Below are 17,559 nucleotides of genomic sequence, written 5' to 3'. Positions count from 1 at the left end.
ACATCCTTTTTAATGAACGATTTTTTATTTTGAAATAAACATTTGTGTCCAGTAGTGGCCATAAGATCCGCCTTTTACATAACCGACACCAATTTGAGTGTAGCTTGAAGATAGAATATTTTTGCGGTGTCCTTCACTATTCATCCACGCCTTAACAACAGCTTGTGCTGTCGTTTGACCTGCCGCGATATTTTCACCTGCCGTTTTATAGGTAATTCCAAAATTCTTCATCATTTGGAATGGTGTACCATACGTAGGAGAATTATGATCAAAGTAGTTTTTATTAATCATGTCCTGAGATTTGTATCTTGCAACTCTTGCAACTTCCCAATTTGAGGTTAATGGCTTTAAGCCATATTTTGCTCTTTCTTGATTTACAAGCTGTACAACTTCTTCTTCAACAGTTAGCGTTGAAGCCGCTAAAGCTGGAATGTTAAGCTTTTGTCCAGGATAAATCATATTAGGATTAGAAACAGATGGATTTGCACTAATAATCTCAGAAACTCCTACCTGATATTTTAGAGCAATCTTCCACATTGTATCTCCTGTCTGAACGCTGTGAACAGATGCTGCAGATGCTGAGCTATAAAATCCAAAGACTAGAGTAACGGACAACATGAAAGTTAAAAGTAGTTTTTTCATAGTCTTAATTAAAACAGATAAATTGCTATTTAAATAGCGGTAAATGTTGCCGAAGTTGCCTATTTTCATAAAAACGCCCCATAGATTACTATATATAACAGATCACCATTCCCCACCTAATAATATAGTACAGATGAACACTTAACACTACGAACATGTTGTAAACATCGAAAAGAATCCTTATTTACCAAGTGTTCACAATACGTTCATAATTATTGTGATTCTTTTCACAATAAGTCTGTTATACTCAAATTGTAGTTAAGTTGTATCAACTGTTATAAGATATTTAAATCATATTTACAGAGGTGACTTGATAATGAAACAATGGAATGGTTTTACAGACGGCAAATGGAATAAAGAAGTGAATGTTCGCGATTTTATTCTTCAGAATTTTAAACCTTATGATGGAGATGAATCCTTCTTAGTAAGTTCAACAGAAGGAACTGACCGATTATGGGAACAAGTTATGGATCTTACAAAACAGGAGAGAGAAAATGGCGGTGTCCTTGACATGGATACTGAAATTGTCTCAACCATTACTTCTCATGGTCCTGGATATTTAAACAAGGATTTAGAAAAAGTAGTTGGTGTTCAAACTGACAAACCTTTCAAACGTTCACTGCAGCCATTTGGCGGTGTGCGCATGGCCGTTCAAGCTTGTGAATCGTATGGATTTGAAGCAAGCAAAGAAATGGAAAAAATCTTCACAGATTTCCGCAAAACACACAATCAAGGTGTATTTGATGCTTATTCAGATGAAATGAAATTAGCTAGAAAAGCAGCAATTATTACCGGACTTCCAGATGCTTATGGCCGCGGAAGAATCATTGGTGACTATAGACGTGTAGCTTTATATGGAGTTAATCGCTTAATTGAGGCTAAGAAAGAAGATATCAAAAATACAAGCAGCGTAATGTCTGAAGAAACAATCCGTCTTCGCGAGGAGCTTTCAGAGCAAGTGCGAGCTCTTAATGAATTAAAACAGCTTGCGGCAAGTTATGGCTTCGACATTTCAGAACCTGCTAACAATGCTGCAGAAGCATTCCAATGGCTATACTTTGGTTACCTTGCTGCCATAAAAGAACAAAATGGTGCAGCAATGAGTCTTGGACGTGTATCTACATTCCTTGATATTTATATTGAAAGAGATATCGAGAATGGAACGCTTACTGAAGTCGAAGCACAAGAAATTGTGGATCATTTCATCATGAAGCTTCGTTTAGTAAAATTTGCCCGTACACCTGATTATAACGATCTATTCAGCGGTGATCCAACTTGGGTAACTGAATCAATCGGCGGTATGGCAATTGACGGCCGTCCGCTTGTAACAAAAAACTCATTCCGTTTCCTTCATACATTAAAGAATCTTGGACCAGCACCAGAGCCAAATTTAACTGTACTATGGTCCAAAGATCTTCCTGAAGGATTTAAGAAATATTGTGCGATGATGTCAATTGATACGAGTTCTATCCAATACGAAAATGATGACATCATGCGACCAGAATATGGCGATGATTATGGAATTGCATGCTGTGTATCCGCAATGGAAATCGGCAAACAAATGCAATTCTTCGGTGCACGCGCCAACCTTGCTAAAGCCTTGTTATATGCAATTAACGGCGGTGTAGATGAAAAACTGAAAATCCAGGTAGCTCCTACCTTCTCTCCGATTACTTCTGATGTACTTGATTATGAAGAAGTAATGCAAAAGTTTGATAATGTTATGGAGTGGCTGGCAGGATTATATATCAACACTTTAAATGTAATTCATTACATGCATGACAAATACAGCTATGAGCGAATTGAAATGGCATTACATGATACAGAAATTCTTCGCACAATGGCAACAGGTATCGCTGGATTGAGTGTTGTAGCTGATTCATTAAGTGCCATTAAACATGCAAAAGTTAAAGTAATCCGTGATGAAAATGGAGTGGCTGTTGATTTTGAAACAGAAGGTGAATATCCACAATACGGAAACAACGATGATCGTGTAGACAGCATCGCGGTTGATATTGTAGAAACTTTCATGACAAAACTTCGCAAACACCAGACATACCGCAATTCATTGCATACAATGTCCATCTTAACCATTACTTCTAATGTTGTTTATGGTAAGAAGACTGGCAACACACCTGATGGCCGCCGTGCTGGTGAACCATTTGCACCAGGTGCTAACCCAATGCATGGCCGTGACCGTAAAGGAACACTTGCTTCTCTATCATCTGTAGCAAAACTTCCTTACGATTACGCACAGGATGGTATCTCTAATACCTTCTCAATCGTACCTAAAGCACTTGGCAAAGATGATGAATCAAGAAAGAGCAACCTTGTTTCCATCCTTGATGGGTATTCCATTAAAGAAGGCCACCATTTAAACGTTAACGTATTTAACAGAGAAACACTACTAGACGCTATGGAACACCCTGAAGAATACCCGCAGCTAACCATTCGCGTCTCAGGATACGCAGTAAACTTTATTAAACTAACAAAAGAACAGCAACTAGACGTAATCAACAGAACCTTCCACGAAACAATGTAACAAGAAATGCGGAAGGCGCTTGCCCAGGGACGACAAGCTTAAGACGAGCCAGACGGAAGGTCGTTCTTTGACCTTTTGACTGGATTGGCTTAAGACCTCGAGTCCCTAGCGCCTGCAGCTGGACAACACGAAAAGCGAAAGCGCCTTGCCCAGCCCCGACAAGCTTAAGACAAGATGGCTAGAAGGTTGTTCTTTAACCTTCTGGACAGATTGGCTTAAGACCTCGAGTCCCTAGCGCCTGCAGCTGGACAACACGAAATGCGGAAGGCGCTTGCCCAGGGACGACAAGCTTAAGACGAGCCAGGCGGAAGGTCGTTCTTTGACCTTTTGACTGGATTGGCTTAAGACCTCGAGTCCCTAGCGCCTGCAACTGGACAACACGAAATGCGGAAGGCGCTCGCTAATCTAATTTAATGAGAAATCAGCTATTGCTGATTTCTCCCCTTCTATACTCTTGAATTATGAAAGGAAGATCACAATGAACGGAAATATACATTCAATAGAAACTTTTGGAACAGTTGATGGACCAGGCATTCGATACGTCATTTTTACGCAGGGGTGCCTTCTGCGCTGCCAGTTCTGTCATAACGCAGATACTTGGGAAATTGGTACAGGTAAACAAATGTCTGTTTCCGAAATCATTGCTGATTTAAAAACATACCTTCCTTTTATTGAGTCATCAGGTGGAGGGATTACAGTCAGCGGCGGAGAACCTTTATTGCAGCTCCCCTTTTTAATTGAATTATTCAAAGAATGCAAGAAACTTGGGATTCATACGACGATTGACTCTTCAGGAGGCTGTTATTCCAACTCCCCTCATTTTCAAAGTCAATTAAAAGAAGTACTGAAATACACCGATTTAATATTGCTTGATTTAAAGCATATTGATAAAGAAAAACATAAGAAATTAACAGGATTAACGAACGAACATATCCTGACTTTTGCCAAATTCTTATCAGAACAAAATATCCCTGTTTGGGTTCGGCATGTGCTTGTTCCAACTATATCTGACTCTGAAGAAGACTTGATTCAATTAGGCCGCTTTATTAGCACATTAAATAACGTAAAAAAGGTAGAGGTATTGCCTTATCATAAACTTGGCGTCTATAAATGGGAGGCTCTTGGACTCGATTATCCTTTAAAGGATATTGAACCACCTAGTGAAGAAACTGCCGAATGGGCTTACCAGCTGCTAACAACACAATACTAAATACTCATACCAGCAGGCTGGGATACAGTATTAAACATGGCAAAAGAAGAACCGACCGATTAGGAAGTAAATCTTTCTAACCAGTCGGTTTTTTATTGTTATTATAAGGTATATTTTTTTATGTGTGAAATGGAGCGGAGAACATACGACGCCTGTGGGCAATAGAGAAAATGGTAAGATGCCGAGTAGGCTCAGCTTCCTCCCCACTGAAAGCGAGGGTCCGCAGTGCAGTGGAACCGGCTTGGTTAAATACCTAAACAACTATACTATGAAGATTTCCCAATCCTTTTTATAAATAATTAATGAAAGCCAATATAATCAATGATTGATAATAATTGTTCCATCTTTATATTGAATATGATATCCAGTATATTCCTCAAAGTTAACAGTAATACTAGCACCGGTACGAATGGCAAGATCAATATTTTCTTCTAGCCCTTTATCCTTATAAAAGCTGTGTTTTTGAATGGCAAAGCTTTTATACTCCGGATCAATAGATAAACTGCCTGTTGATAACCCGCCGATTACCTTGCCATCCTTAATAAGCGCAAAGACATCAGAACCATCAATACCATATAAAGATAGATTAAAACTTGCAGCTAAATCAATCAATTCTACAAGATTGCTATATTTCGTTTTGTCTTCAATTAAATGATAAGTGTACCCATCTTCAGATACAATGGTCTCAGGCTTTTTATCCTCGATGTCCGTCTTTTCTTCTTGCTTTCCAACTTGTGCTGGCTCTGTTTTGGATCCTTGATCAACTTCTTCTTTTACTGGTTCTGCTGCATCACTAGGAGCTTTCGAGTTTATTTCATTCTCAGAATCCGTTTCTTCATCTTCAGCTACAGTCACATCGTCCTGAAATTCACTTTTAATCTCCTCTTTTACTTGCTCTTCGTTCGCTGAAGCATCATCTGGTTTGCCTCCATAATAAAATGCTCCGGTAGCAAAAAAGAACATAGCAGCTACTAAAATAGAAATCCATTTCTTCTTCAAAATCATACACTCCTTTTATCTTTTGATATTTTACTTATTAGACGATGCAACAAAAAGAAAAGTTACATTTTTTTCTATAAATATTTCAAAATTGTTACAAAATGATTTCAATATAAAATCTTTCTTTCTCTATTTGACGTAATATCGCTTAAAATGTTACGGATATTTCACTATAACCTGAATTCTTTGTCATAAACCTGTTACACTTATTTGTTCTCTTACTCTGCTCCATTTTTTAAGATTCTTTATATAAAAAACCCAAACGATTTGTAAGAAGAAATATTTTCTTCTTATCGTTTGGGTTTTCATGATCTGCTGCATTACGCAACAGCATGTTTCTTATTTCCACCATGCATCAAACATAGAAGCTGGCACTTGACGTTTATGCTCTGTCATCATATAGCGTTTTTCAATTTTTTCTGCAACATCTGCTGGAACTGTTTTGCCTTCCAAATAATCGTCCAGCTGGTCATAAGAAATTCCAAGCTCTGTTTCATCTGCCTGACCAGGCTTTTGATCAAGTAAATCAGCTGTTGGAACTTTTAGATAAATTCTCTCTTCCGCTCCCAGCTCTTGAAGCAGCTGTTTTCCTTGCCTTTTGGATAAGCCTGTTAAAGGAAGAACATCCGCTCCGCCATCACCATACTTTGTAAAGAAGCCAGTGACAGCTTCTGCGGCATGATCTGTTCCAATGACAAGCAAGTTTTTTTGTCCGCCAAAAACATATTGTGCGATCATTCTCATTCTTGCCTTTACATTGCCTTTATGATAATCCTTAAGCACATCTTCACCTGCAGAAGAATTATATGTTTCTTGAACAGCATCCACTGCTGTTTTAATATTAAATGAAAATTCTTGATCTCCCTTAATAAAGTCTAATGCCCGCTGTGCGTCTTCTTCATCCCGTTGTGTACCATAAGGAAGCCGGATTGCTGCAAAGGTAGCATCATATCCTTCTGAACGGAGTTCTTCAACAGCTAACTGAGCAAGGCGTCCGGCTAAAGAAGAATCCTGCCCCCCGCTAATGCCAAGTACATAACCTTTTGCGTTTGTTTTTTTCAGATAATCTTTCAGAAATTGAATTCGGCTTGAAATTTCTTCTTTTGGGTTAATTTCCGGTTTTACATTTAATGCTGAAATAATTTCAGATTGCAAGCTCATTTTTGCAGCATCCTCTCTATTTTTCATTTTGTTTTACTTTCTCTTTAATACTGGCAATATGACTCATTTTGTTTTCCCAGCACATAGGACTTAGATCAACAGGATATTCTTCCGGATTTAGCGCACGGCGATATTCATCCCAGAGCAGATTGAGATTTGTTTTTACTTTTTGCTGAATTTCCTCAATCTTCGGCTTAAGGTAGGTTAGCTCGCCGTTTGTATAAACTTGTACATGTAGTTCTTTTGCTTCGAAATTTGTCACAAATTTACTAATATACGTGTGAACTGGATGGAACATCTTCAACCGTTCCTCCTGCTGCGGACTTTCATGATCAAGGGCAATATAATCGCCTTCTGATTTATCATTTGCCTTATTGATGATTCGGTAAACTTTTTTAAGTCCTGGTGTGGATACTTTTTCAGGATTTGCACTAATTTTAATGGTATCGGTCATTTCGCCGTCTCTTTCAATACTGACTAGCTTATATACTGCTCCCAATGCAGGCTGATCATAGCCAGTGATTAGCTTTGTCCCGATTCCCCATATATCAATTTTAGCACCTTGAGCCTTTAAATTCATAATGGTATACTCATCAAGGTCATTAGATGCAATGATTTTTGTATCCGTGAACCCAGCATCATCAAGCATCTTGCGCGCTTCCTTCGATAGATAAGCTAAGTCGCCGCTGTCTAGTCGAATTCCTTTAAAACGGATCTTATTTCCAAGCTCTTTGGCCACTTTAATAGCATTAGGAACGCCCGATCGCAAGGTGTTATAAGTATCTACTAAAAAAACACAATCAGTATGACTCTCTGCATATTTATGAAAGGCTATATATTCATCTCCATATGCCTGAACGAGAGAATGAGCATGAGTACCAGCTACTGGGATGCCAAATTTTTTCCCAGCTCTTACATTAGATGTAGCCTGAAATCCGCCGATAAAAGCTGCTCTAGTGCCCCAAATTGCAGCATCAAGCTCTTGGGCGCGGCGAGATCCATATTCCATGGCAACTTCATCTCCAACAACCTCTTTAATTCTTGCCGCTTTTGTTGCGATCAATGTTTGATAATTAATAATGTTTAAGAGAGCTGTTTCAATCAATTGAGCTTCTGCCAGGGATGCCTCCACCCTTAAAATCGGCACATTGCCAAAAACCAATTCTCCCTCTTCCATGCTTTTTAATGTACCTGTAAAACGCAATTCACTTAAATACGTGAGAAAGTCTTCAGGATAGTGCAATTGTTTACGTAAAAATTGAATATCACTGCCTGAAAATGAAAAACCTTGCAGATATTCAATCACTCTCTCCAGACCTGCAAAAATGCCATACCCATTTCCAAAAGGCAGCTTGCGAAAAAAGAGATCAAATACAGCTTTATTTTCATGAATGCCGTCCTGCCAATATGTGTATGCCATATTGATTTGGTAGAGATCCGTGTGCAGTCCTAAGCTATCATCTTCATAAATTGTACCCATGGTGACTCACCTTCTCCTATTAGATTATGTTCGCATTTAAAGTATTTTTAAAATGGGAAAGTGCCCACTCATGTCCTGCTTCATTAAAGCTCGCAACTGCATCACTGTGAATCGTCATCTTAAATCCCTTGTTATAGGCGTCAACAGCTGTATGAAGCACACAAATATCCGTGCAGACTCCAACAAGATGCAATTCTTCAATGCCTCTTTCCCGCAGCAGCAATTCAATGTTTGTACCGGCAAATGCACTATACCTTGTTTTATCTTTCCATATTACATGGTTTTCCAACTTGTATTTCTTATACACATCTGCAAGCTTCCCATATAGATTTCTTCCCTCAGTTCCAGCAATATTGTGCGGGGGATATAATGCAGTTTCTGGGTGAAAAGAATCTCCTTCATGATGCAAATCAATGGCGAAAAAAACTGGATCGCCTGCATGTATAAATTCTTCCGTTAGTGAAGTGATTGTATCTTCAATCTTGATAGCAGGTTCCCCGCACGGCAATGCCCCGGTAACAAAATCATTCGTGTAGTCAATCACTATTAAAGCTTTCTTCACGCTGATTCCTCCTCATCAATATCTGGCGGTATAGATCGGGTTTACGATATCCATATCAATAAAGCGATAAAGCTTTGTTCCTTTTTTGGATGTCCGCTGTGTTGTTTTTCCCTCTGCTAATTCAATAAATGGCAATGTCTTAATCTTTCTAGCAAACGATTGTTCATTTAAGATGGCTGAATCATCAGTGACCGTTGACAGCACAGCTTGGAGCTCTGAATATGTGAACTCTTCTGGCAGATAATTTTTGGCTGCGGTTGTCTGAAGCATAACCTTAGTAACCATTTCAAGTGCTTGTTTGATTATTTCCAGGTGATCAAAAGCTAATTCCGATTGCAGCACCTCGTTAACAGAGAAAAGGGCAACAGCTGCCGCATCATCATTTGCTTGCCGGCTTTTTAATAAATGTTCAGGCACTAGAGCGTAGAAGGCGTTTGAAAGGATCCATCCGCGCGGGTCCCGTCCAGGCTGATCAAACACAGCAAAGTGCTTCATATGAATATCTTGAATACCTGTCTCTTCCATTAGTTCTCTTCTAGCCGCTTCGAGACCATTTTCACTTTCTTTCACAAATCCTCCAGGCAGTGCCCACTTTCCTGCTTCAATATTAGCTGTTCCTTCAGCAGTCAATTCGCTGCGCTTAATCAGCATAATTTTTAATGACATAATAGGAGGTTTAAAGACTTCTCTCTTTTCAGTCACAATCGTGAAGACAGCAATGTCGGCCGTATAGCCATCAGGTGTACGATATTTATGTTTGTTATTCAACTGTAAAAACGTCACCGCCTTACTTTTAACAAAATGTTAATTGTTAATTTTATTATATGCAAACTTCTACTTTAATGAAAGTCTTTTACTTTATTTTCCCTATTTTTTTTCTCTTACTCACATTTTTTGCTTTTTCACGGCTGACTCTCTTACTGCATAGGATGTATGGACCTACCTCACAAAGGATCGACAACAACTATATGCCGAAGGAGGCAAGGAACATTGAATCGAAAAAAATGGCTATCTTATGCCATCACAGCATTTGCTGCGGCGGTTTTGTCTATATTTCTATTTTCTTTTATTGACAGTAAGGAAGTAAATCCAAGCGGAGATACACATGCAAATGAAACGGAAGACGCTAATTCATCCAGCGGCGGAGAAAGCGGCGTTACCAATAATGTTGAGAACGATGTAAATAGTGATAATGCCGATATTACTAATTCAATCAATAATCAAATAAAGAACGGAAACAACAATTCAATTGATAACAATATAACAAACAATATCAATGTCAATGTGGATGTTAACGTTCAGAATGATGTTACAAACAATACTGATGGTGCTTCAACAAATGAAGATTCTAGCTCAGATGACAATAATGAAGCTGGAAACGATCAGAATTCGAGCGGAGAAAACTCTGATCAAAGCAGCGACCAAAATGCCAGCGGAAATGGCAATGAAAGTGAAGAGGTCGTTTGGGGTGTAGATTCAGCAAGTCTAACCACAAACGACTTGCTTTCCTGTGTACGTGAAAATTTTGGTGACCCAGCAATCTGGGGCCGATATTTAGGGGAAAAGGAAGGTGTATCAGCTGGTCTAACTTCTGAAGAGGTTCAGCTTCTTCAAAATGAAGGCATAGAGATCCTTGTTATTTGGAACCACTTTACCGATGCAACAGGCTATGAAAATGGACAAAATGAAGCAAGACAAGCAATTGAAGAAGCTCAGCAGTTAGGCATACCAGAAGGAGTAGCTATTTTTGCTGATATTGAGCCTAACTATCCCGTTGATGCAGAATTTATCCAAGGATTTTATGAGGGAATGAGTGAATCATCTTATGTGCCTGGTGTTTATGGAGTATTCGATTCAGAACAGGCATTATTTACAGAATATACTGCAGCAGCTGAAAATAATGCTGAATTGCAAAATGACTTAATTCTTTGGACTGCTTCTCCACAGGAAGGAATTACGACAGAGGAAAATGCACCAGCATACAATCCCGAAGCTCCTGAAGGATCACTCGTCTATGGCTGGCAATATGGTCTTGACGCACAGACATGCAATATCGATACAAATTTATTTCGCGGTGAGTTAAGTGATTATTTATGGAGTTAAACAGTTAACTTAATGAAAAATAAGTTGACTAAAATCATCCCTCTTCTTTATAATGTAAACTAACAAAGGTTTATAGTTTACATATATAGAAAGGGAGATACATATGAATAATGAACAAATTAAGCTTAGATCAATGATCGTTACCGCCTTATTTGCTGCTGTAATTGGAGTTATGGCACAAATGGTTATTCCCATCCCTCCCGTTCCTATTACAGGACAAACACTGGCAATTGGACTTGCAGCAACCATCTTGGGAGCCAAATATGGTACTTTTTCTGTTCTTCTATATTTAATGATTGGCGCTGCGGGTGTTCCTGTTTTTGCGGAATTCTCAGGTGGATTTTCTACCATAATTGGTCCAACAGGCGGATATTTAATTGGCTTTATTCCAGCTGTTTTCATCATGGGTTTATATATGGAAAAGACAGCCTTTAATTTTTTGCACTCAATGATCGCAAACACAATCGGTATGCTGATCGCTCTTGTTTTCGGTACTGTCTGGTTAAAGATCGCAGCTGATATGTCCTGGCTTGCTGCTCTTGCCGGCGGATTTACACCTTTTATCATTGTCGGACTAATTAAAGCTGCATTAGCTGCATGGATTGGTGTTTTAGTAAGGAAAAGACTGCAGTCAGCCAAACTCCTGCTGCCTACAGAGTATACAGCAAAGAAATCTGCTTAAATAAACAAAGGAAGCCAAAGCGTCCATTCGGAGCTTTGGCTTATTTTAATTTCCATTACAAATTAAAGATCGTCCCCACCAATGAATAGACAATGACGGTTGAAAACAAAATGGTCATATGCAGAAGTGAGTAGATGAACATGGTTTTTGCCCATTTTTCTGGATCCATTTTATGATAGCCATAAATACTTAAAGCCAGCCAGCCGCCTCCAAGCAAAAAAGAAACAAGGGTTAACCCCATACTTAAAGAGCTGAACAAAAAGCTTGTTAAAATTAATAAAACTAAATACGCATTCGTTTGCCAATAAGTTCGTTTGATTCCTTTTACAACAGGAAGCATTGGCACTCCAGCTCTTTTATATTCATCGTGCCTGCGAATGCCAATTGCGTAAAAATGCGGCATTTGCCAGATGATCGTAATAATAAATAGTCCTAATACAGCAGGATGCGTGATCTCTGGATTAATAGCAGCCCAGCCAATTAACGGAGGTGTAGCTCCGGACAGACTGCCGATTTCCGTATTATAAACCGTTCTGCGCTTGCTCCACATAGTATAAGGAACAACATATAAAAACAAACCTGCAAAGCCAATAATGGCAGCTAACGGTGAGGCTAGAGCCAGCGAAATGACTCCAGCAATGGTCATGATGATTGCCAGCCACAATGCTTTGGAGAACGAAATTTCATTGGTTACAGTTGGTCTTTGCTTCGTTCTCTCCATTATGGCATCAATATCCCGATCATACAGGTTATTAAATGCACCAGCTGCTCCCATCACTAAAATTGAACCAATAAGGGCAAAAAGTATATTCGGGATTTGATCTATAAGATCTAAATCATACGTATATATTGCCAGTGTAAGTCCAGCAAACATAGGAATTAAGTTTGATTTAATAATTCCTGTTTTCACTGTTGCAGCTAAAATTTTTGTAAATGGTTGTTTCTGTATTGTTATCTCTTCATGTTTATTTGCCATTACCACATATTCTTTCCTTTTCATGTAATCACTTTATATAAGGATTGTATCATACATTTTAAGCAGTCTGAGGAAAATATGCCTATTAGGCAAAATCACAGAATAATCGATGAAATACAACATAAAGCGATCATTCGGATTTAGTTTCTCTCTTTTCAATTACAATCAAGCATGTACTATCTGGCAAAGGCACTTCTTTTCCAAGTTCATCCATATACTTTATTTTATCTTGTAAATGAATGGTATAACCATCTTGTAAATAATGCTGCAAACAAATAATGTTCGCGTCTTCTCCTAGTGTTTTCCTGATAAATTGATCGTATTCTGACGGTGTAAAGTAGCCAAATTGCTCCTGCACTTCATGTGCGAACGCTTCTGGTCCCCAAGTTAGGGTGTACAGTGCTTCCATACTATCGTTAATCGGCATTATCACTTCATTTTTAGCGATTTGTTCATAGAGTATTTTTCTGCCTTTAAACTCTTTCACATACTGCTCTAAATAACTCATCCATTTTTCATTCTTAAAATGGATCTTCCTGAATTCACCTTTATTTTCTGACATAATCCCGTCTCTGATAATGATCCTTCCTCCAGGCTTTAAAACAGAAAATGCACTCTGCAGTGCCTCAGCGATCACTTCGTGGTTAAACTTATGGCCGTTAAATGGGATATATGAAAATAATTCATGTAAAATGGAAGAGAATATGATGGTGTCAACAGAATCAGCGGAAAAGGTTTGTGTTAATTGAAGTGCATCACCTTTCATGACTTTCCACTTGCGATTCTCGGCATTCTTTTTTTTCAGCAGATTTTCAATAACATTTTCAGCGATATCAATTCCAATGATTTCTTTTTTGTTTGTTTCACTTTCAATTAGATCAAGCATGACACCGCCGCCAGGTCCGATATCTACAATACTGTCGCCTTTTAAATAATCTAAAATGATCCGCTTATCATCTGCTGCATTGTTCATACTAGCTAAATATTCTTCCTCATTATGAAAACGGTCATAAGGGTCTCTTCTTAGGCCAAAAAAGTCGAATAACATAATGGTCGCCCTTGAATGCATCAGATCTACCTTTTCCGCTTCTACACAAAAGCGAATTAAAGCCTCCCCAACATCAGAAAACTGAAAAGAAATAAAAACGCATTGTGCATTTTGATCATAATCGACTTTAAATGATACATGTGTCTCATCGGGCTTTCCGGATTGACGATGTTCTGACAAATACTTTTCGATGACTCGCTTTCGATAAATATTAGTATGTTTAAACCCTTTATAATCATAATGCATTTGCACCATAAGCCTGCCGAAATGGATATGCCTAACAAGCAACTCAGAAGACCGATCTGCTGCCAGTTCCATGATCGTCAGCAGATCCAAAAGAGAATAGTCATGTAAGGCAGCAGAGGCATACCATATATCAGCTTGTTCAATAAATAAACGGATTTTGGGGTTAATGTCTTCGTCCACATACTTCCCATCTGTTAACTTACATAAGCGCTCCATAATGGTTTGCTTAATTTCCCCATTTATTAATTGATCTAGGATCTGAGCAGTTTCCTCTTTTACTTCGGACCAGATCTTTTCCGAAACGGCCCTTATAATACACTCATTTAAGATCATCAGCATTTCTTTTATACTGGTATCACTATAAAAATTTTTCAAGCTGTAAACTAAATCCGCTGTTGACTGAAGACGTGATTCTCCCCTAATGTACTGTCCAATTAATCCATGTGTAAAGATCAGCTGGAAGGTAAGATTCTTTCGTCTCGGATTTTCATAATAAACAGTATCTTGGAATATATACGCTGAAGCCTCATTGTGAATTTCCAGCTGATACCCTTGGTCCCGCCAGCTTTTTCTTTGAATGTAGCTCCCGCCTTTAGATATTTCACTGTATGCAAGAACGGTTGATAACATATAATAAATCTCGTCGTGATCCTGTTTAATGTCTTCGAGAATAGCAAGAGTTTGAAAGACATAATCAAAAAGGTGTGCTGAGCTTAAGTGATTCACCGCTTCAACAGATTCGTAATTTTGTGTAATTTCTTCTGCTGAAACAATCATTTCCAGCCAATAAGGCATTGCACCCGTCAGCAGCCCATTTTTATAAGCATGCATGATTTCATAATGAGTTTGATCCATAACAACTCCTCCACTTCCCAAAGTATTGCAGCCTTCTTGTTTTTATTTTATAAAGATTTCGTGCGCCGATCCTGTATCATTTCCGCAAGCACAAACGGTGTACTAATAAGAGCAGGAAATAAATAATAACTTAAACGATAAAAAAGAAGGATTAACAAAGATAATTCCGCCGGTACTCCGTAAAATTCCATACCTAGCAGGAAAACAAAATCAAATGAACCTATTCCACCGGGGATCATACTGACAATTCCTACACAAGAGGATAATATTACAATAGGCAAAATAGAAAGAAGTGAAATATGTACACCCAAAACGTTGGAAATTCCCCATATACATATGACAACAAAAAGCCATTCAAAAAATGAGATAAGCAATAGCTCACTAAGATAAGCCTTTTTCATATTGTCCAGATTCCAAGTGCTCTTGCGGAGGGAGAAAATGGCAAGCAATATAGGCGTATACGCAGCAACAGCTATCACAGCAAGCTTTGCAAATTGTAACTGTTCTAAGAAAGGGCTATCGAATACAACTAGAATTGCAGACAAAATGGATAGACCAGTTAAATAAAATAAGGAAAGCTTGGCTATGACTTTAATAAATGGCACTTGATCATCTACATATTTTCGATAATAAAATGATCGCAATGTTGCCCCTGCAATCCCGCCAAATCCAACTAAATTTGAATACGCGTTTGCCGACAGCGACATCCAAAACAGTTTTTTATTTGAAACATCAATCTGAAATAATCTTAAGAGAATAACATCATAATAATACATCGGAAAGATTGCGACGAGCCCTAAGACAAAAATATAGACAATATGCTGTGGCGATAGCCTGTCCATATACAAATTTAGCAGACCCCAATCAAAATCTTTTAGAATTCCCTGTGCTTCAAAATAAATAATGGTTAATACAATCAATGGAAAAATCACTTTTGCTATTGTTATAACTTGTTTCTTTTTAATAATAGTCAAAACACTCCATCACTTCTTCCTATTTGACCTTCCAAATTGCTGAATTTTCAACAAAAAGCAAGACATCATTTAATTATATAAGGAAAACTTCCCCAATAGCTATGATAAAAAAATAAGTCGAACGATACTTAACCTCCTGAAAGCACTGATTTACCATCACTCTTGCAGCGAATGAGTCACTTATTTCTGTATAGAACAAAGCATGATACGCTACTTTGCATATGCCTGCTGCCATTGTGATAATACCCAAATTGCTGTATAATTTGTATGTACCACAACGAACTGACTGCAAAAAAAAGAGGTGAATAAATGACGGATTTTCTATTAGAAATGAGCAATAACTATGCTCATTACACATTATATGCTAGTTTATTCATCGCCTTTACTGCTAAATTTGTATGGCTTTGGAATGCCGAATCCATTCATTTAAAGCCAAACAAATTTCAAAAGCAATTTTCTCTTCATATAGAAGATTATATTTTAAAGATCAGTAATTCATTAAACATTCATTATAAATTGCGTTTTCTTTGCATTTGCATTCGCAAAAAAGAAGCGCCAAATGACGATACAGCATCACACCTCCCTCTCTGATTCAATAGTTAAAATGAAAAACAGAAGGGACTTGAACAAATTTGAAATTAAACAAAAAGATATTAATGCTTATGATGCTTATCATGACTGCAGCACTGCTTGCTGGCTGTCAGTCTCAGGGAAGTGACGGAGGATTTTTTCATTCCGTATTTGTTAACCCATTCGCTGTTTCCATCCATTATGTGGGCATGTTTTTTAATGATAATTTCGGAATCGCCATTATCATTATTACACTAGCAGTGCGACTGCTATTAATGCCGCTGATGATGAAACAATTTAAAAATCAGCAGGTAATGAAAGAAAAAATGGATTTGCTAAAACCTGAAATGGATCAAATACAAAAAAAGCTAAAATCAACCAAGAATCAGAAAGAACAGCAAAAGCTGCAGCAGGAAATGATGGGGCTATACCAAAAACACGGTGTAAACCCGCTTAATATCGGCTGTTTGCCTATGCTTATACAGATGCCAATATTAATGGGCTTTTATTATGCCATACGTGGATCAGAAGAAATTGCTACTCATTCATTTCTTTGGTTTAACCTCGGACAATCAGATATATGGATTACAGCATTAGCTGGTGTTGTCTATTTTCTGCAATTCAAGTTTTCACAGGCAAGCTTACCTGCTGCTCAACAGCAGCAAATGAAGTTTATGGGGCTTCTTTCCCCAATCATGATCGTTTTTATTTCGCTTAATGCCCCTGCTGCGTTGCCGCTTTATTGGACGGTCGGAGGTATTTTCTTAATATTCCAGTCATGGTTAGGCCGTAAGCTCTATCAGCAGAGGAAAGAAACAGCAGGAATAGTAAATACAGAGGTATAACAGATGTAAAAATAGCGCAGCTTTAGTGCCCCCCAGCTTTGATTTTCTCCTCTGGCGGGCACTTTCACATACCTTTAGTGCCCCCCAGCCTTGGTTTTCTCTTCTGACGGGCACTTTGTCGTAGCTTTAGTGCCCCCCAGCCTTGGTTTTCTCTTCTGACGGGCACTTTCACACACCTTTTGTGCCCCCCACCACAAGTTTCCTCTTCTGCGGGCACTTTCCCCCATCTTTAGTGCCCGCCAACTCTGTTTTTCTCTTCTGTCGGGCCACTTTGTCGCAGAAATTATCTGCGCTTTTTTACATCTTTATAAAAGCTACCATTAGCAACATTCCAATAAATGCTGTACATATTCCACCTAAATAGGTACAGCTTAAATACAAGAAAAACGCTTTATATTTTCCACTTTTAAATAACTCAACAAGCTCGACAGAAAGCGTAGAAAAGGTTGTAAATCCGCCTAGGAAGCCAATGGCAGAAAATGCGTAAAAACCTCCATTCATACTGCTCCCGACCACTAACCCCAATAAAAAGGAGCCGAATAGATTGACTAGGAAAGTACCCATAGGGAAATGCCGGTTCGTTTTGTCTGCGAAAAACAAAGTTATAGCATAACGGCAAATGGCCCCTAAAAACCCCCCCGCAGCTACAAGAAGGAATGTCACC

Annotated in this window: 16 protein-coding genes; 6 read left to right on the top strand and 10 right to left on the bottom strand. The window is 38.4% G+C overall.

Translation table 11 applies throughout. From position 1 onward, the window contains the following. Window positions 1–24 precede the first annotated feature (24 nt). Window positions 25–642 carry a SafA/ExsA family spore coat assembly protein gene (gene safA / locus B7E07_RS11240; RefSeq protein ID WP_176215297.1) on the bottom strand — a complete coding sequence of 206 codons (618 nt, stop codon included), beginning with the start codon at window positions 640–642 and terminating at the stop codon, window positions 25–27. Window positions 643–958: 316 nt separating this feature from the next. Between safA and pflB the strand changes: the two genes are divergently transcribed. Together pflB and pflA are read left to right on the top strand one after the other, a co-directional pair. Beyond that, complete coding sequence (gene pflB, locus B7E07_RS11235) at window positions 959–3,184, top strand: formate C-acetyltransferase (protein WP_080845952.1); 2,226 nt, start codon at window positions 959–961, stop codon at window positions 3,182–3,184. A 478-nt stretch (window positions 3,185–3,662) separates the two neighbouring features. Then, entirely contained in the window at window positions 3,663–4,394 is a 732-nt protein-coding gene (pflA, locus tag B7E07_RS11230) for a pyruvate formate-lyase-activating protein (protein WP_080845951.1), read from the top strand. A 318-nt stretch (window positions 4,395–4,712) separates the two neighbouring features. Here the strand turns inward: pflA and B7E07_RS11225 are convergent, their stop codons facing one another. The 5 genes from B7E07_RS11225 to B7E07_RS11205 form a co-directional block, all read right to left on the bottom strand. Then, a complete protein-coding gene (locus tag B7E07_RS11225; RefSeq protein WP_080845950.1) occupies window positions 4,713–5,393 on the bottom strand; it encodes a hypothetical protein in 681 nt (226 codons plus the stop codon). Between the two features lie 339 nt (window positions 5,394–5,732). Further along, window positions 5,733–6,554, bottom strand: a complete 822-nt coding sequence (gene nadE / locus B7E07_RS11220; RefSeq protein ID WP_080849169.1) for an ammonia-dependent NAD(+) synthetase — start codon at window positions 6,552–6,554, stop codon at window positions 5,733–5,735. Window positions 6,555–6,570: 16 nt separating this feature from the next. Beyond that, window positions 6,571–8,034, bottom strand: a complete 1,464-nt coding sequence (locus B7E07_RS11215) for a nicotinate phosphoribosyltransferase (RefSeq protein ID WP_080845949.1) — start codon at window positions 8,032–8,034, stop codon at window positions 6,571–6,573. Between the two features lie 19 nt (window positions 8,035–8,053). After that, window positions 8,054–8,596 (bottom strand): cysteine hydrolase family protein, encoded by a 543-nt coding sequence (locus B7E07_RS11210; RefSeq protein ID WP_080845948.1) that lies wholly within the window; start codon window positions 8,594–8,596, stop codon window positions 8,054–8,056. A 15-nt stretch (window positions 8,597–8,611) separates the two neighbouring features. After that, on the bottom strand, window positions 8,612–9,364 hold the full coding sequence (locus B7E07_RS11205; RefSeq protein WP_257391436.1) for an NUDIX hydrolase: 753 nt from the start codon (window positions 9,362–9,364) through the stop codon (window positions 8,612–8,614). A 222-nt stretch (window positions 9,365–9,586) separates the two neighbouring features. Between B7E07_RS11205 and B7E07_RS11200 the strand changes: the two genes are divergently transcribed. Together B7E07_RS11200 and B7E07_RS11195 are read left to right on the top strand one after the other, a co-directional pair. Beyond that, complete coding sequence (locus tag B7E07_RS11200) at window positions 9,587–10,699, top strand: glycoside hydrolase domain-containing protein (RefSeq protein WP_257391435.1); 1,113 nt, start codon at window positions 9,587–9,589, stop codon at window positions 10,697–10,699. A 103-nt stretch (window positions 10,700–10,802) separates the two neighbouring features. After that, complete coding sequence (locus B7E07_RS11195; protein ID WP_080845946.1) at window positions 10,803–11,381, top strand: biotin transporter BioY; 579 nt, start codon at window positions 10,803–10,805, stop codon at window positions 11,379–11,381. Between the two features lie 55 nt (window positions 11,382–11,436). Here B7E07_RS11195 and cyoE read toward each other — a convergent pair whose 3' ends face one another. The 3 genes from cyoE to B7E07_RS11180 all read right to left on the bottom strand — a co-directional run bounded on the left by cyoE (window position 11,437) and on the right by B7E07_RS11180 (window position 15,480). Then, window positions 11,437–12,357 (bottom strand): heme o synthase, encoded by a 921-nt coding sequence (gene cyoE / locus B7E07_RS11190; protein ID WP_080849167.1) that lies wholly within the window; start codon window positions 12,355–12,357, stop codon window positions 11,437–11,439. 130 nt (window positions 12,358–12,487) lie between these two features. Next, window positions 12,488–14,506, bottom strand: a complete 2,019-nt coding sequence (locus B7E07_RS11185; RefSeq protein ID WP_080845945.1) for a class I SAM-dependent methyltransferase — start codon at window positions 14,504–14,506, stop codon at window positions 12,488–12,490. 47 nt (window positions 14,507–14,553) lie between these two features. After that, complete coding sequence (locus B7E07_RS11180) at window positions 14,554–15,480, bottom strand: lysylphosphatidylglycerol synthase domain-containing protein (RefSeq protein ID WP_080845944.1); 927 nt, start codon at window positions 15,478–15,480, stop codon at window positions 14,554–14,556. A 309-nt stretch (window positions 15,481–15,789) separates the two neighbouring features. Here B7E07_RS11180 and B7E07_RS11175 point away from each other — a divergent pair, with 309 nt between their 5' ends. Continuing rightward, window positions 15,790–16,071, top strand: a complete 282-nt coding sequence (locus tag B7E07_RS11175) for a hypothetical protein (protein WP_080845943.1) — start codon at window positions 15,790–15,792, stop codon at window positions 16,069–16,071. A gap of 41 nt (window positions 16,072–16,112) precedes the next feature. Further along, the gene (gene yidC, locus B7E07_RS11170; protein ID WP_080845942.1) at window positions 16,113–16,895 is read left to right on the top strand and encodes a membrane protein insertase YidC; all 783 of its coding nucleotides are present in this window, start codon (window positions 16,113–16,115) and stop codon (window positions 16,893–16,895) included. 297 nt (window positions 16,896–17,192) lie between these two features. Here the strand turns inward: yidC and B7E07_RS11165 are convergent, their stop codons facing one another. Then, a complete protein-coding gene (locus B7E07_RS11165) occupies window positions 17,193–17,558 on the bottom strand; it encodes a fluoride efflux transporter FluC (protein ID WP_176215180.1) in 366 nt (121 codons plus the stop codon). Window position 17,559 lies beyond the last annotated feature (1 nt).

Source organism: Cytobacillus gottheilii (assembly GCF_900166665.1).
Lineage (GTDB): Bacteria > Bacillota > Bacilli > Bacillales > Cytobacillaceae > Cytobacillus > Cytobacillus gottheilii_A.
This window is presented reverse-complemented; position numbering and strand designations above follow the sequence as displayed.